At 43.2% G+C, this 14,715-nt stretch carries 13 protein-coding genes; 4 read left to right on the top strand and 9 right to left on the bottom strand.

The features are described 5' to 3' along the window. Positions 1-61: 61 nt before the first annotated feature. Entirely contained in the window at positions 62-328 is a 267-nt protein-coding gene (locus ACYJZR_RS09475) for a GrxA family glutaredoxin (protein ID WP_005459605.1), read from the bottom strand. Positions 329-685: 357 nt separating this feature from the next. On the opposite strand from ACYJZR_RS09475, the gene ACYJZR_RS09470 reads away from it, so the two are divergent. After that, positions 686-1,924 (top strand): iron-containing alcohol dehydrogenase, encoded by a 1,239-nt coding sequence (locus ACYJZR_RS09470; protein ID WP_406964920.1) that lies wholly within the window; start codon positions 686-688, stop codon positions 1,922-1,924. 66 nt (positions 1,925-1,990) lie between these two features. On the opposite strand, the gene ACYJZR_RS09465 is transcribed toward ACYJZR_RS09470, so the two are convergent. From ACYJZR_RS09465 to ACYJZR_RS09445, 5 genes are all read right to left on the bottom strand, one after another. Beyond that, on the bottom strand, positions 1,991-2,845 hold the full coding sequence (locus ACYJZR_RS09465) for a MurR/RpiR family transcriptional regulator (protein WP_005483567.1): 855 nt from the start codon (positions 2,843-2,845) through the stop codon (positions 1,991-1,993). A gap of 312 nt (positions 2,846-3,157) precedes the next feature. Beyond that, on the bottom strand, positions 3,158-4,804 hold the full coding sequence (gene panP, locus ACYJZR_RS09460; RefSeq protein ID WP_406964923.1) for a pyridoxal-dependent aspartate 1-decarboxylase PanP: 1,647 nt from the start codon (positions 4,802-4,804) through the stop codon (positions 3,158-3,160). 160 nt (positions 4,805-4,964) lie between these two features. Further along, entirely contained in the window at positions 4,965-5,477 is a 513-nt protein-coding gene (locus ACYJZR_RS09455) for a hypothetical protein (protein ID WP_005485575.1), read from the bottom strand. Between the two features lie 207 nt (positions 5,478-5,684). Then, a complete protein-coding gene (locus ACYJZR_RS09450; RefSeq protein WP_005483516.1) occupies positions 5,685-6,590 on the bottom strand; it encodes a LysO family transporter in 906 nt (301 codons plus the stop codon). Positions 6,591-6,697: 107 nt separating this feature from the next. Continuing rightward, positions 6,698-7,618, bottom strand: coding sequence for an HDOD domain-containing protein (locus ACYJZR_RS09445; protein ID WP_005483559.1), 921 nt, complete (start codon positions 7,616-7,618; stop codon positions 6,698-6,700). Between the two features lie 370 nt (positions 7,619-7,988). Between ACYJZR_RS09445 and ACYJZR_RS09440 the strand changes: the two genes are divergently transcribed. Continuing rightward, entirely contained in the window at positions 7,989-8,576 is a 588-nt protein-coding gene (locus tag ACYJZR_RS09440; protein ID WP_005459593.1) for a TfoX/Sxy family DNA transformation protein, read from the top strand. Positions 8,577-8,749: 173 nt separating this feature from the next. Here ACYJZR_RS09440 and ACYJZR_RS09435 read toward each other — a convergent pair whose 3' ends face one another. The 3 genes from ACYJZR_RS09435 to ACYJZR_RS09425 form a co-directional block, all read right to left on the bottom strand. Then, a complete protein-coding gene (locus ACYJZR_RS09435; RefSeq protein ID WP_005459590.1) occupies positions 8,750-9,295 on the bottom strand; it encodes a hypothetical protein in 546 nt (181 codons plus the stop codon). Between the two features lie 197 nt (positions 9,296-9,492). Continuing rightward, on the bottom strand, positions 9,493-9,990 hold the full coding sequence (locus ACYJZR_RS09430) for a response regulator (protein ID WP_406964928.1): 498 nt from the start codon (positions 9,988-9,990) through the stop codon (positions 9,493-9,495). Then, positions 9,987-11,927 carry an ATP-binding protein gene (locus ACYJZR_RS09425; protein WP_086458771.1) on the bottom strand — a complete coding sequence of 647 codons (1,941 nt, stop codon included), beginning with the start codon at positions 11,925-11,927 and terminating at the stop codon, positions 9,987-9,989. Before ACYJZR_RS09425 ends, ACYJZR_RS09430 begins: the two co-directional genes overlap by 4 nt. A gap of 186 nt (positions 11,928-12,113) precedes the next feature. Between ACYJZR_RS09425 and ACYJZR_RS09420 the strand changes: the two genes are divergently transcribed. Both ACYJZR_RS09420 and serC read left to right on the top strand, forming a co-directional pair. Then, complete coding sequence (locus ACYJZR_RS09420; protein ID WP_025505176.1) at positions 12,114-13,379, top strand: DUF945 family protein; 1,266 nt, start codon at positions 12,114-12,116, stop codon at positions 13,377-13,379. Between the two features lie 138 nt (positions 13,380-13,517). Further along, positions 13,518-14,612: a 3-phosphoserine/phosphohydroxythreonine transaminase gene (gene serC / locus ACYJZR_RS09415; RefSeq protein WP_005456169.1), complete on the top strand. Its 1,095-nt coding sequence runs from the start codon at positions 13,518-13,520 to the stop codon at positions 14,610-14,612. Positions 14,613-14,715: the final 103 nt, after the last annotated feature.

The raw sequence follows: 14,715 nt of genomic DNA, 5'->3' as shown, positions 1-14,715 counted from the left end.
TAACAAGCTGAAAAATAATAAAAAAGCCGCATGATGCGGCTTTTAAAAAATCTAATGCTTATTACTCGTCGAATAGACCTAGGTGCTCTTTCGCGTAAGCTTCGAAATCGTCACAACCACCGATGTGTTCTTGGTCGATGAAGATTTGAGGAACAGTTTCAACTGGTTTGCCAACTGTCTTCTCAAGGTCTGCTTTAGAAATGCCTTCAGCTTGGATATCAACGTAACGGTAGTTAAAGTCATCACGTTTAGCTTTTAGTGTTTCTGCGTGTTCTTTAGCGCGAACACAGTAAGGACATGCAGGACGACCAAAAATAACAACGAACATATTCTTATTTCTCCTAAATCTATTCTTTTTTGAAAGCGTACAAACATAGAGGCTTGGTGCGCTCTCTTTTGTTGAAGTAACTATGCCTTATCCAGATACGGAAATAAAGCAGCAATTACCTCTTGTATCTATAGGCGAAATCTATCGGATAAAAACTAAACGAGCTTTAAACCAAAAGACGTAAATAACAGCTTACTCGGACAAAAATAAACCTTGAAAATGACATGGTAACTATGTGAAGTGACGCATAAAAACACACTTGTTGAAGGGTTATTGATGGCAAGGTGGATTGGGTCAACTTTTTTTAACGCAAACCATAGCAATCTATTAACAGTTGTCGTTTTGGGGAGGAAGTATATGTTTCAGTTTATGACTGCAACACGGATTATTTTCGGTGAAGGAGCGCTCCAATCTTCACTATCAGTTATCAATCAATTTGGGTATAGCGTCTTGCTCGTGACGGGAAAAGAGACTCAGCGCGCCACGCCCATCATCAATTATCTCAAAGTTCAAAATATGCGTTATCAGCACGTCGCCATCAATGGGGAGCCCAACATTACGATGGTGGAAGAGACGGCGGTGCTCGGGCGAAAATTTCAACCTGATGTGGTCATCGCGATCGGCGGTGGTAGCGTCATCGACATGGGCAAGGCATTGGCTGCAATCATCCCCAATCAGGGTAATGTCTACGATTATGTGGAAGTAGTTGGAAGAAACGTTCCTCTCAAAGCAAAACCGATTCACTTCATCGCGATTCCCACAACTGCGAGTACTGGCTCAGAAGTGACTAGAAATGCCGTTCTTAAGTCTGGGCAGGACAAAGTAAAAGTAAGTTTAAGAAGTCCGGACATGTTGGCTGACGTTGCGATTGTCGACCCAACATTGACTTATGGGACTGATCAATACACATCTGGACGAGGCGCTATGGATGCATTTACGCATCTGATGGAAGCTTATGTGTGCGGCGAGCCGAATCCTCTCACTGACATGGTATGCGAAGAAGGGCTTCGTCGATTGAGTCGATCAGTGATTGCAGGCTGCAAGCAGGATAATCATAAGGCTCGTTCGGATTTATCTTTTGCGGCTTTGCTTGGCGGGATGGCGATCACTAACGCTAAATTGGGCGCTGCTCATGGGTTAGCCTCTGCACTTGGTGGGAAACTTGATGCTCCGCACAGTGTGATAACTGCACGTTTAGCACCTCATGTGATGCAAGAAAACATCAATGCAGCAAAGCAAGCGGGCAGAAATGATGTGATCAATCGTTATCGAAAACTGGCTCAACTTGTCACGGACAGAGCGAATGCGAATGAACATGACGGCGTGCTTTGGGTCAAGATGGTGTTAGATAAGCTAGAATTGCCATTGCTTGGTAAGTTTGGTGTTTGCCAAACTTCGTTTGAACAGGTAGCAAACGATGCGCTTAAGTCTGTTGCGATTAAAGGTAACCCTTTACCTCTTAATCAGGAGCGTTTGGTGTTCATACTAAAACAGGTGTGCGATTGCAGTGGAGATTGCGTTGCAGAAAGCACGCCGCACATGAGTTCAGTAGAGGTATTGGAATCGAGAAGCGATTTATCAAGTGTAAATGAGTAAATACAAGTAAAGTCGTTGCGAGAAAAAATAAAAAGGGGAGCCAATTGGGCTCCCCTTAATCAATGCTTAGTACTGACTTAGCTTGTCATAACGACTGTCTTTTAATGCATCTTTCACGCGTTTTAGGTTTTCGCGGAAACCTGTACCACGGCGAAGTGTAAAGCCTGTGGCTAATACGTCGATAACAGTCATTTGAACGACACGGCTTGCCATTGGCATGTATACATCTGTATCTTCAGGAATATCTAAAGTGATAGCCAGTGAACTTGCTTTCTCTAATGGAGAATCTTTCGCAGTGATAGCGATGACAGTTGCACCGTTCTCACGAGCCAGATTCGCAATTTCAACTTGGCTTTTCGTACGACCAGTATGAGAAATGAGAACAATCACGTCGTTGTCGCTGCAGTTAATACAACTCATGCGTTGCATGACAATATCTTCAAAACAAGTAATTGGGATATTAAAACGGATGAACTTGTTTTGAGCATCGCGAGCAACAGATGAAGACGCACCAAGACCAAAGAAAGAAATACGTTTTGCTTGAGTCAGCAAGTCAACCGCACGGTTTACTTGCATCGGGTCTAGGCTATTTTTAGCAACATCCAAACACGCCATTGTCGATTCGAAAATCTTATGCGTGTATGCATCTGGGCCATCATCTTCTTCCACATTACGGTTTACATATGGCGTACCGTTAGCAAGGCTCTGAGCTAAGTGAAGTTTAAAATCCGGGAAACCTTTGGTATCCAGGCGGCGACAGAAGCGGTTTACAGTGGGCTCACTCACGTCAGCCATTTTTGCTAACGTTGCAATGCTAGAATGAATCGCAGTTTGTGGAGACGCCATAATTACTTCTGCAACTTTGCGCTCTGACTTACTGAAATTCTCCAGATTTTTTTGAATTTTTTCTAATGTATTCATAGTGTTCACGAGGGTATAGAGAACAACTCGCTGGCTCTGTTAACGGGTGGAAACACATCGGTTTCTAAGTTAGAGAGGGGCGTTAACGAAAACTACCAGCGCCATAGTTTCAGTATAAACCTGATCTTCAATCTGGCTAAACCAAATACGGTTACTATTTAGTGAGAATTTGACAGGCCTCAAACAAAATGTTGTAAAAACTACAGAATTGAATGTGGAATCGTAGTTTTGTTGCGCCAGTCGCACGAGAATGATGTTTGAGTTACATCAAAAAGAAAGAAATTTTCAAGTTGATGTAACTCATTCTTAGGCTTACGCGCCTAAAATATCTGAGGCCATTTCTTCGATTTTTGCTGTCAAACTTGGTGCTTGTTTGGCGATTTCGCGTTGTTCGTCCAGTACTGAGCTCAAGATATCTCTGGTCGTCAATGGGTTGGCTAGTACCACTCGGAATACGATGGTGTTCATTCTTTGCCATTGGGCAGGGTTCAGTCTTGTACGAGAAACAAACGATTTGCCCGTTTCACGTTGACGCTTCTGGATAAACTGCGTGAGCTGGTTGATGAGCTCGTTTAGTTTTTCCTTTTGAGTACCTTCCGCTTTATCTAGCGCTTCACGAATCAATGGCGGTAGATAGCGGTAGGTCAGTAGGCAAAGCTCCGGTTCAGAAACGAGTTCGAAGTCATCTTGCTGTTTGATGAGGTCAGCAAAGTAGCGCGCTTTCTCGATACTTTGATCGATCAATAGTTCGTAGCCTGGGCGACTAATAATGTGCATCGCCGCATACACTAACATGGCCATGCCTGAGCGAGAGCCTTCTAGTGTATGACTACCTAAATCTTTTGAACCTTTACGTAAGATGTATTGCGCATGGTGTTCAATGGATTTCATCGCGTCTGGGTCTTTGAACAACACCATGCCTGCACCCATAGGGATGTACAGTTGTTTGTGCGCGTCGATAGTCACTGAGTCAGCCAGTTCAACACCTTCGAGAAGATGACGGTAATGATTAGACATCAACGTTGCACCACCCCAAGCGGCATCTACATGGAAGTGACAATTGTGCTCTTGGCACACTTGAGCGATCTGCGACAGAGGATCGACGTTCCCCGTTTCTGTTGTGCCAGCGACACCGATAACCGCAATTGGTTTGATGTTTTGTTCTTTAAGCTCGGCAATTTTTGCTTTTAGGTCGTCAACAACAATACGGTTGTTTGCATCGGTTTTCACCGCGACTAAACCCTCTTGACCTAAGCCAAGTACGTCTGCTGCTTTTTTCAGTGAATAGTGACCACGTTCAGAAACCAGAACTGCAAGGCCTTCGTAGCCATAGTACTTCATGGCTTTGAATAGACCTTCTTTTTCTACCCCTTTGAAATCACCATCTGCTTTCAACGCTTTATTGCGTGCAACCCAAAGCGCCGTAATGTTCGCGATTGTGCCACCAGAGCAAAACGCACCAAGTGAATGGTTCGCGCTGTGCATCCATTTACGATAAAACTTGTCGTTTTGACCGTAAATTAAGCGGTGTAACATCCCTAAAACTTGACGTTCAAGAGGTGTGAATGCTTTTGATGTTTCGATCTTAACCAAGTTTTGGTTTAGCGCGATCATGATCTTGGATAAAGGCATCAAGAAGTAGGGTAGCGCCGAGGTCATGTGACCGATAAAACTTGGGGCTGAAGTGTGAACCGAGTGCGACACTAACGTGTCTAGCAGGTGCTCGGTGTGATCTGACACGAATTCAGGTTGCTCAGGAATCTGAGCAGAAGAAAAGTCTTTCTCGATTTCACGTAAAGGCTTTTCTTCTGCCACGATGTGTTCACGAAGAAATTGGTTCAAGTTTCGGGAGAGACTTTCGTCAATTTTTGTCAACGTAGAATCAGGACCTTCAGGTACGGTGAAGATCTTTAGCAAGCTCTCAAAGCTAACGTCAGCGGTTTTTTGTTCCTTAACCATGGCAAAGAATCATTTGTAGTTATTTTGGTAATGCGAGCGGCACAATCTAAACTAAAACGGGCGCAAAGTCCCGTTTTAATTATTGAAACCCATGTTACTGAAATGAAAGCGTGGTCATATCTAATCGCTCTAAACCGGAGGTTTTAGAGTCAGTTAGAGATTAGTCACACTTTTGTTTTTCAAGCTTCTCAATCGATTGGTTGTACTTGTTGAGTGCTGAGTCAATTTGTTGAGGGTGACTTAACAAATCAGCAAACGCTGAGCGAAGTTCGTAGTTTTTCGGATGATTGGTTGATTGACGATCACTAAATGTTTTCTTAGCGGCTTCACCTAAATCATCACTGCGACTTGCAAGCTGTTTGACATCGTGTTGCTCTAATTTCAACCAAGCTTCGATAGGTTGTTCTGTTGCTACGCGGCTTGGATCATTTTTAAGAAAGTAATGAACAGCCTCACGATTAAGTTCAAAGTGGTGTTTGCGACCATCTAAGAACCACTGGCTGACTTCTTTTAAGTCAGGATATTGGGAGACCGTTAAATCAACAAGATCTTGATACCATTGTAGTGAAGCATCGACATAGCCATCGTACTTGTTAGCAAGACACTGTTGATCTGCGGCAAACGTAAAAGTTGAGCTTGTAGCGAGGAGCGCTGCAACGACAAAGCGTTTCATTCTTCTTCCTTCTGGTTGTTATCCCTTCATTAACGTTTAAGCACATCGAATGATGTTGCTCTTCTCAATTGGATTTGTTGTATAAATCGTTGGGCTAAATAACAAAATTCAAATTAAGAAGTTGTCAGTGTACTGACCACTTTAACGTTAACTGGGTATTTAAATTTTTGCCGTATTGTAATGGATGTTAAAGATAAAACCTGAGATCTAGCTAGCAAGTGATACAAAGAAAAGCATCATAACGGGCACAAGTAAACTCAAGATAAAACCACTAACAATAGCGACAGGGACGCAGCGGACACCACCTGTGGTTTGAATCACAGGCAAAGTAAAGTCCATCGCAGTTGCGCCCGCATAACCGATAGCCGTACAAGGGTAGCTACGGATAAAAAGTGGGATCGCGACCAGCGCTATCAACTCACGCATGAGTTCGATAAGGAAAGACGCCCCACCAAACACAGGACCAAATGCGTCGCCCATCAAAATGCCTGCTAATGAGTACCAGCCAAATCCGGAAGACATCGCTAATGCTTGATAAAGTGGTAAGTCTAAAATCACAGAAGCGATAACGCCACCGAGCATACAAGTGGCGATAACAATGGCAGCAATCGCCATGCCTTGTTTGTTGAGCAAGATCTGTCTCAGAGTTAAACCGCTGTTTCTGAGTTGAATGCCGATGAAAAAGAGCAGAAGGAAGAGGATCCATTCGCTCGCGGTGTCTACCCACTCCAGACCTATCGGCAAAATGAGACCAGCAATTAAGCCTCCACCAACGACAACAATCAGTTTTACTGATTCTAATGCCATAGAAGAAAGTGGAAGCTTGTTTTGGTTGTGATTGGTCTGCAACGGAATAATCTTATCGATTATTGGCAGAGCGAGTAAGTTACATACACTCAAGCAGACGAAGAAAGTACCAGCGTACAGCAGTATACTCTGTAAGTTGCTACTCAAGTTGTCTAAGGCAGCTAAACTTAAACCCATCAACGAAAGAATGACGTAAATAAGGTATGAAGTTGATTGGTTAATTTTCTCTAGTAAAGCTGCGCGAGAAATAGGAATTAAGTACCCCACAACAAGAGGGGCAAAAATGAATAGCATCCCTGAGAACATAAAACTTGATAATTCCTTAGTGAGACAAGCCGGAGACAAAAGCCACTGACAAAACAACACTCGACCTTGAGTTTAATGTTTATCGTGGATGACGTTAGTTAACTTAATTACAAGCCGCTAGCACTGAGTACTGCGTTGATTTCGTTTTGAAAGTCAGTATCACTCATATTGCTTAGGTCATACAAGACCTCTGCACCTGTTAAATTGAATTCCACTTCATGTTCATCAATACGTTCGTCTTGATTGCGGAACATCAATAAGTGGTTTGCAATTCGAGCAATGTCCAAATAACTGACTTCTGGACGAGCGGTAACAAACTTTTCGTTTGAAGAGACTTCTCGAAAATCGTTGTCGAACCCCCAGCGTTCTAGCACCAACTTACTGGTTGCAGAGCAGCGAGTTTGGAAGATTTGCAATGCGATATCAGGGTCGAGGTAATTGCCACTATCCAGATACAGGTGATATTCGTTAATGAGGCAGAACAAGCCAATATCGGCCAATAAGCCAACTAGAAGTGCCTTTTCCAGCTCCAGATGTGTGTAAACAGAAGGCTCGTGTTTGTGGAATTCTTGTACGACCAGCACCATCGTGGCGCCAAGCTCTCGAGAGACGGCCGCACTTTTTACCAGTATGTCATTGCACTCTTTACTCAGATTGACCGCGTGTTTCAATTGCTCGATAGCTTGTGCGGTCACGATGTCTCGAACGCGGAAGATACCTAAACGAGAGACGGCGGTAGTTAAATCACTACAAGTAATGTTTCTTCGGTTAAAAATCACCGAGTTGGCTACGCGAATCACAATAGCAGCTAACCCTGGATCTTCTAAAAGGCAATTTGCGACATCAGAAACCGTGGTGTTTTCTTCTATACAAAGTTTTTGAATTTTGATGACTACATCGGGGATGGGTGGTAACGAAATTTTACCCGTAGATATGGATTGTTCGACCAATTGGGCGAATTCAGATTCAAGCGCTTGTATAAGCTTATCTTTGTTATTTGGTAGCCAAAAAAATGATAGATGTTCCATTGTGACGTGGTGTTAGAGAACTTTCGTACAGTGTACCCTTACCCGAAGAACATTATCAATGAAATGCGTACTAAGTTCTCTATAAATGGTATACGGATCATAACGATGCGTGGTTTTTGGCACGCCATGCGTCAAAAAAATATCGCTAAATACCCAATAAGTGTGAAACTAATCACGTATGATGAATTTATACTTTTTTATATGTGACCTATGTCCTAACTTATTTTTCAACGTTAAGTATGATTAAGCAAGTTGGTGAGCACAACTCACAAAAATATCGCCAACAAATCGACATTTTAAATTCGCTACAAGCTGCTGTTTATCTGGTGACATCGCTAATCGGGGTAATTTATTCAGATTAAAGAGGTCAATGGACATGACAGACCAAGCTTTTTTTAAATATGTACGCAATTTTAATGAGTATCAGAAACGTTCTATGTTTGGTGGTATCGGCTTGTTTAGCGATGACGCCATGTTTGCGCTTGTCAGCAATGATTGCTGTTATTTGCGCGGCGGTAATGGTTTAGACGAAGAATTTACTCTGCTTAATTGTGAAAAATACAAGCACGTCAAAAAACAGACGACGGCTACTGTAAACTATTATGACGTAACCGATTTATTTGAGTCCGGATTTACTGGCCTTGACGATTTGTTACGCAAATCTATTGATTGCTCAATTAAGGAGCGAAAATACCAAAAGTCTTCTGCAAGTAAACGTTTGAGAGATCTACCGAACATGCAGCTTACATTAGAGCGCATGGTTAAAAAGGCGGGTATTGATGATGTTGAAACCTTTTTGGAACTTGGTCCAGTTGAAGTGTTCAACAAAGTAAGAGTTGCTTACGGCAATGATGTTGACGTTAAACTGCTGTGGAAGTTTGCTGGTGCCATTGATGGTGTGCACTGGAAACTAATCCAAGAGCCGCGCAAAAAACAGTTACTGGCACTGTGTGAATAAGGCAACTGAACCACACAATGATTGACTCGTTTCTAATGGAGTTAGCGAGTCAGAAAAGTAAGTGTTAAAAGCAGAAAAGGGATGTTGATGTTTTTGACCACTTCATTTGAGTTAGTCATTTTATGAACAAAAAAACCGAGGCAATTGCCTCGGTTTTGCTTTTTTCACGCCAATTAGAACTTGAAGCGTGTAGTGAACATGATTTGATCACCGTAGAAATCGTTGATGCGAGCTTCAGCACCAAGAGAGAAAAGCTCTGTTGAATGGAAGCGCGCGTAAGCAGAACCTGTCCAATCGTCATCGTTGTCGATTGAAACGTAACCAACTTTACCACCCACTTCAAGTTGAGGACCAAGCCATTGGCGCACGCCTAGGTTTAGCTCCATACCAACATCTGTGCTGCTTGAGCTTGTTGGCTGAACCACACGCATTAGCATTTCACCTGTAAGGTCTGCCCAGTTGTTTAGCGGTGAGTGAAAGCCAAAACCTGCAGCAGAATCAAAGTCGCTATCAAACTCAGAGTCGATACGAGCAATAACGTGCGCATTCGGGTGAATAGATTTGCTGAAGCCAGCACCAAATGTCACAGGGCTTGCGCCGATACGAGCTTCGAAATAATCGTAGCTAAAGTTGCTCATAGTTGCAGGCGCGTTTCGGTCTGCGGCTAGGGCATGGCTTGATGCCATTAATAGGGCAGCGGCTAATAGTGTTTTACGCATAACTAACGATAAACCTTGTTCTTTATTTCCATGGATTCAGGCAAATGCTTGAACCGTAATCTGATTTGTCCGACATCATAATAAAAACGAAGGTCTACGACCAACAAAAATGTGTCGAGGTTTTGTCAATTGACTTAATGGTGACGTAACAAAAGCAAAAAGCGCGCCACTAGTTGTTAGAGAGCTACTCTCAACTATTACTCTCCGAAGCTAGCTCTGCGATCTGCCATTGCATTCAAGATTGCTTCTGAATCGAGAATCGTCGTCCAAGACAACAAATTGTCATCATTTTCAATAACAAAGGCTGTTAGCTGGGATGTAATGGCTTGTCTTAGAGCCTCACCTTTCCAAGGCTTGGCAATGTAATAATCTAAGCTAGCATGGTTTACCGCTTCAACGGTGTCTTCAAGACCAGCTTGTCCGGTTAGGAGCACTTTTCTGGCTGCTTTGGTGTCACCATTTTGACTCAGTTCTATAAGAAAGCTGATGCCCGTTTGTTCTGGCATGATGTGGTCGCACAAAATCAGCGCAAGCTGAACTTCTTCTTCCGCCATCTCTTCAATCACTTGCTTTGCTTCCGTAACGGACTCTGCGCCCTCAACGATGAAATGTTCTTCGAATGGTGCTAAATCTTGAAGGACACTATCCAAGACTTCTCGTTCGTCATCGACACATAAAATCAGATACTTAGTCATGTTTCATCTCCTTCTTCAATGACTGGTAACCAGACGGTCATACAAGTAAAGGCATTGAGTTCCGATTGAACATCAATCCAGCCTTTGTGTGCTGCAACGATTTGTTGGCAAATAGACAGTCCAATACCTAAGCCAAAGTTGCCTTCTTTTTTGGTTGTAAAGTTGAGTTCAAAAATTGCTTTTTTCTGCGAATCCGGAATACCGCATCCATTATCTTCAAATGAAATCACGGCATAACGCTGTTGGTTTTTTTCAACTTCTCTCGTTTGTATTGTTAACGACCCTTTGTCAGGAAAGGCGTCAATCGCATTAGAAATTAGGTTGGTCCACACTTGTTGCAATGCAATAGGTTGGCAAAGCATACGCGGAAGTGGGGCGTAATCTGTTGAAACTTGATGTACCTTTAGCTTGTTTTCGAAAATCACTAAAGTGTCTTCGATGCCTTCATGGATATCGGCGTAGTGCATGCGTTCATCATCAGATCTCGCGTAGCCTTTTAGACTCTTCACCATGTCAGCGATGCGAGCGGCACAAACATTGATAGAACGGAGAGAAGCACCTGCTTGATGGTATTGTTCTAACGTCTCTAGCGTAGAGGAGGCATTGTCTTTCTTCTTGGCGAGTTGGGAAACGAGTTCGGAATCGCTCTCTAGGCCTAAATTGACGACTTTTTTGGCAATGGCGCGATCAGGTAACGTGCTGTTGAGTTCTTTGACGCGTGAGCGCAGTTCGGCAGTCGAGGCTGGCTTGGCGGTTTGAGCTCTGGTTAGAAGCTGAACGCCTTTGATTTGTACTTCTGCTGTCGGAAGTTGAGTTAATAGCCCTTCGAGGGTATGAGTGAGGTTTTCTACACCACGCAAAATCGCAGCTATTGGGTTGTTCAACTCATGGGCCACGCCTGCAACCAACTGGCCGAGCATGGCCATTTTTTCTCTTTCAATCAGTTGTTGATGAGCCGATTCAAGTGACTCGAGTGTTTTCTGCAATTGTAATTTTGTGTTGATGCTTCTCTGTAATCGGCGATTGAAATGACGAAGAAGTAAGTTCGTAAATAGGGGGAGAAGGTTTGAGTCACTCTGCATTACTTTACGGAACACATTTCTATCAAGTTTAATTACTTCTGTTTCGGTAAGCGTAAGTGCAGTAGAAAAGGAGCATTCCCCAGTTACAAATGACATGCCGCCGACAATGTTCCCTTTGGTATGGCGAACCACTTCTCGCTGCATACCTTGTTCGTCTCTTTTGTAAAGCGCCACTTCTCCGCTGGTTATGAACCATAAAAAGCTGTTAGGTTCCCCTTCAACCGTCAGCAAATGCTCAGGAGAGTAGGTTCGACAAGCTTTTGTTTCGTCATTTTCTTTGAAAAACTGTTGCAAGGCAGAGATTACTTGTTCTGCCAGTTCATTATCAGACATCGAGTGATAGTCGTGTAAGAAACCTGCTTGGTAATTGCTCATCTGATTTTCGATATGAGCACGTAGCAATTTGTGCTGGTCCAAGATTTGGCTATAACTGAGCAAGTCTTCTTTGCAATTACGTAAGATAAACTGCGTCAGCTCTTTTTGAGCCGTATTAAAAAGGACGTTATCTGGTAGAGGCTTGGTCAAACAATGATCCAAACGACCTTCATTGACGGCCGTGAGTATCGCGTCAATATCTGAAGAGCAACTGATGAGAATTTTACGAGCGCGCTCGGTGTGCGGTGTTTTGTCCAGCCCAATGAGAAAATCCACACCATTAAAGTGCGCGTGATGGCTGGCGATCACTAACGCGACAGTTTGTTCTCTTTCTTCAAGATATTCCAACGCGCTTTGCGCTTCTTCTATCGACTCGACAGAAAAAATATCAAATTTGCTTGAGAAAGCCGACAGTTCCAATCGAAACTGCTCAGCACTGATTGGATTATTGTCGAGACACAATACAGCGTAACGATTCACAGGTGGTTGAGCTCCGGTTAAAACTTGGCCAAGCAAACTTTATCAATAAAACGGCGTAATGAGTGCGAGCTGCGTATGATTCCTGATTAATGGACTAGAATTAGCATCAATAGTCTGATTTATCTCAATGTTTTATCCGTTATTAGTTTGGGGTAGACTGAGCGCAAATACCTGAAAAGTGATGTTATGCAAAACTTAAAAAAACTAGGCGCCATCGGTGGTGCAATCTCATTGGCGTTGTGTTGGCCGCTTGCGGTTGGTCAAATTGGTCAGTCGATCATTGAAGACGGTATCGCCAATATGAATGATAAGATGATCAAAGGCGAAGTTGTTGAATACCAACGCGGCTACCTTTCTTCCGTTGTATTAACTCGATACTCAGTGGTTGACCCTGAACTGAAAACACAGTTTGAACGCGATGGTTTGCCGATTATGTTCGAAGTCACGAGTGATGTAAGCCATGGTTTAACTAGCCTGACAGCAGACTCTAAGCTGGTGGATAACGATTTTCTCCCGCTTACCATGCATAGCAAAACACAGCTTAATGGTAACACTGCGTTTACGTTGGATTTAGACAGCTGGAACTATCGCAATGAAGCGCAAGGCGTATCGGTTTCGACAAGTCCTGCGCAAGTGACTGGCGATGTTACCGTGCTCGGTGATTTGAAGTACCAAGTATCGATTCCTTCGGTTCAAGTCGATTTTGAAAATGGTGACGAGCTACACCTGAATGATCTGAGTGGACAAGGTAAGGGTAAGCAAGCGAAAGGTTATTGGCTTGGTGAACAAACCTTTTCTCTAGAAAAGTTAGATGTGGTTGATTCATCGCTTAAACAGGTATTTTTGATTGAAAAGGCGAGCTACAGCGGCAACACGTCGAATGACGAAACCGGTGAGAAGCTAAACAGCCAATTGAACATTAATGCTCAAAAAATGCGCCTAACGGATGGCACTGATGTTGATAACTTTAAGTTGAATTTTGCTATTGCAGATGTAGACAGTAACTCGTTCGATCAAATTATGTCGATCTATCAAAGCTCACCAGTACTTGATGAACAACAGGTGTCCGAATTAATGCCTCACATCGACACGCTATTTAGTAAGGGCTTTAAGCTTTCAGTTAATGAGCTTTCTTTGGCGTTTGGTGAAGGTCAATTCCGCAACGAGTGGCAATTATCTGTCCCTCAAGGTACAGACCATATCACGCAAGACCCAATGAAGTTGATGACCGCAACAAACGGCGAATTGAGTACTTACTTCTCAGATGAACTTGTTGAACACTATCCATTTATCCAAGAAGGCATTGATGAGCTTTTGATCATGGAGTTGATTGAAAAAGTCGATGGTGGTTATGAACTTAAAGCTCAAATCGGTGAAGGCAAGCTTAAGTTTGAAAATGGTCATGAATTTCCATTGATTGGTCTGTTAATGCCCGCGTTGATGCAGAAATAAGCCGATTATGATTCGGGCTTTCCGTTAATTTGACGTTTTCAGTTTAAAAGAGGTCTTAAGACCTCTTTTCTTGTTTTTATCACCATAAAAACGTGATATTAATTTCGTAATATTTACATAGCAGGAGCAATGAGCATCATGGAACAAAATACGGACAACGTATTTAACTTCAGTGCAGGGCCAGCGGCTTTGCCAAAAGCTGTCATGCAGCAAGCACAACAGGAACTTATCGACTGGCAAGGTCTTGGTACTTCGGTAATGGAAATCAGTCACCGAAGTAAAGAGTTCATCAAAGTTGCACAAGAAGCAGAGCAAGATCTACGTGATTTGCTGAATATTCCAGACAACTACAAAGTACTGTTCTGCCAAGGTGGTGCTCGTGCTCAGTTTGCCGCTGTTCCGCTAAACTTACTTGGTGATGCAGAAACTGCAACCTACATCGATGGTGGCTACTGGGCTGAAAGTGCAGTCGAAGAGGCGAAGAAGTACTGCGAACCTGACGTATTTGATGCCAAAACAGAGATTGACGGTAAAGTAGCTGTTCTACCTGCAAGCGAATGGAAAATTGCCCCAGAAGCGGCTTATGTTCACTTTTGCCCAAATGAAACCATCGATGGCATCGAAATCAATGATCTTCCGATCACCGACAAACCAATTGTTGCTGATATGTCTTCGACAATTCTTTCTCGTGAAATCGACGTGTCGAAATACGGTGTGATTTACGCGGGCGCTCAGAAAAACATTGGCCCATCAGGTATTGCCATCGCGATCGTTCGTGACGATCTACTCGGCATGGCGAAACAAGTGCTACCAAGTATTCTTGATTACAAAGTTCTTGCTGAAAAAGAATCAATGTTTAACACGCCACCAACGTTTGCTTGGTACTTGTCTGGCCTTGTTTTCAAATGGCTTAAAGCACAAGGCGGCGTTAAGAGCATTGAAACAGTGAATCGCGAAAAAGCAAAACTGCTTTACGATTACATTGATCAGTCTGATTTCTACCGCAACGGCGTTCATCCATCGAACCGTTCATTAATGAACGTTCCTTTCCAATTAGCGAAGCCTGAACTTGACGCGACTTTCCTTGAGCTCGCAGATGCAAAAGGACTAAAGGCGTTAAAAGGTCACCGTGTGGTGGGCGGTATGCGCGCATCGATTTACAATGCAATGCCGCTAGAAGGTGTGCAAGCGTTGGTCGACTTCATGAAAGAGTTCGAGCAAAACTACGCATAGAGCACAAATTGAATGAGTTAAAAGCGTCGCAATTGCGGCGCTTTTGTTTATGTGCGTAACGAATTGAATGGAAGATTCTAAAGAACGAATTGCAGGATAGAGG

It is taken from the genome of Vibrio sp. RC2502 (assembly GCF_054850435.1).
Note: the sequence above shows the minus strand (reverse complement) of the source record. Positions and strands in the feature narration are given on the sequence as shown.

What these genes read in the sequence shown, in the direction of transcription:
- ACYJZR_RS09430 (WP_406964928.1), bottom strand. Translation starts at nt 9,990, where the DNA reads ATGACTAAGTATCTGATTTTATGTGTCGATGACGAACGAGAAGTCTTG.
- ACYJZR_RS09450 (WP_005483516.1), bottom strand. Translation starts at nt 6,590, where the DNA reads ATGTTCTCAGGGATGCTATTCATTTTTGCCCCTCTTGTTGTGGGGTAC.
- serC (WP_005456169.1), top strand. Translation starts at nt 13,518, where the DNA reads ATGGAACAAAATACGGACAACGTATTTAACTTCAGTGCAGGGCCAGCG.
- ACYJZR_RS09435 (WP_005459590.1), bottom strand. Translation starts at nt 9,295, where the DNA reads ATGCGTAAAACACTATTAGCCGCTGCCCTATTAATGGCATCAAGCCAT.
- ACYJZR_RS09440 (WP_005459593.1), top strand. Translation starts at nt 7,989, where the DNA reads ATGGACATGACAGACCAAGCTTTTTTTAAATATGTACGCAATTTTAAT.
- panP (WP_406964923.1), bottom strand. Translation starts at nt 4,804, where the DNA reads ATGGTTAAGGAACAAAAAACCGCTGACGTTAGCTTTGAGAGCTTGCTA.
- ACYJZR_RS09465 (WP_005483567.1), bottom strand. Translation starts at nt 2,845, where the DNA reads ATGAATACATTAGAAAAAATTCAAAAAAATCTGGAGAATTTCAGTAAG.
- ACYJZR_RS09420 (WP_025505176.1), top strand. Translation starts at nt 12,114, where the DNA reads ATGCAAAACTTAAAAAAACTAGGCGCCATCGGTGGTGCAATCTCATTG.
- ACYJZR_RS09470 (WP_406964920.1), top strand. Translation starts at nt 686, where the DNA reads ATGTTTCAGTTTATGACTGCAACACGGATTATTTTCGGTGAAGGAGCG.
- ACYJZR_RS09475 (WP_005459605.1), bottom strand. Translation starts at nt 328, where the DNA reads ATGTTCGTTGTTATTTTTGGTCGTCCTGCATGTCCTTACTGTGTTCGC.
- ACYJZR_RS09445 (WP_005483559.1), bottom strand. Translation starts at nt 7,618, where the DNA reads ATGGAACATCTATCATTTTTTTGGCTACCAAATAACAAAGATAAGCTT.
- ACYJZR_RS09455 (WP_005485575.1), bottom strand. Translation starts at nt 5,477, where the DNA reads ATGAAACGCTTTGTCGTTGCAGCGCTCCTCGCTACAAGCTCAACTTTT.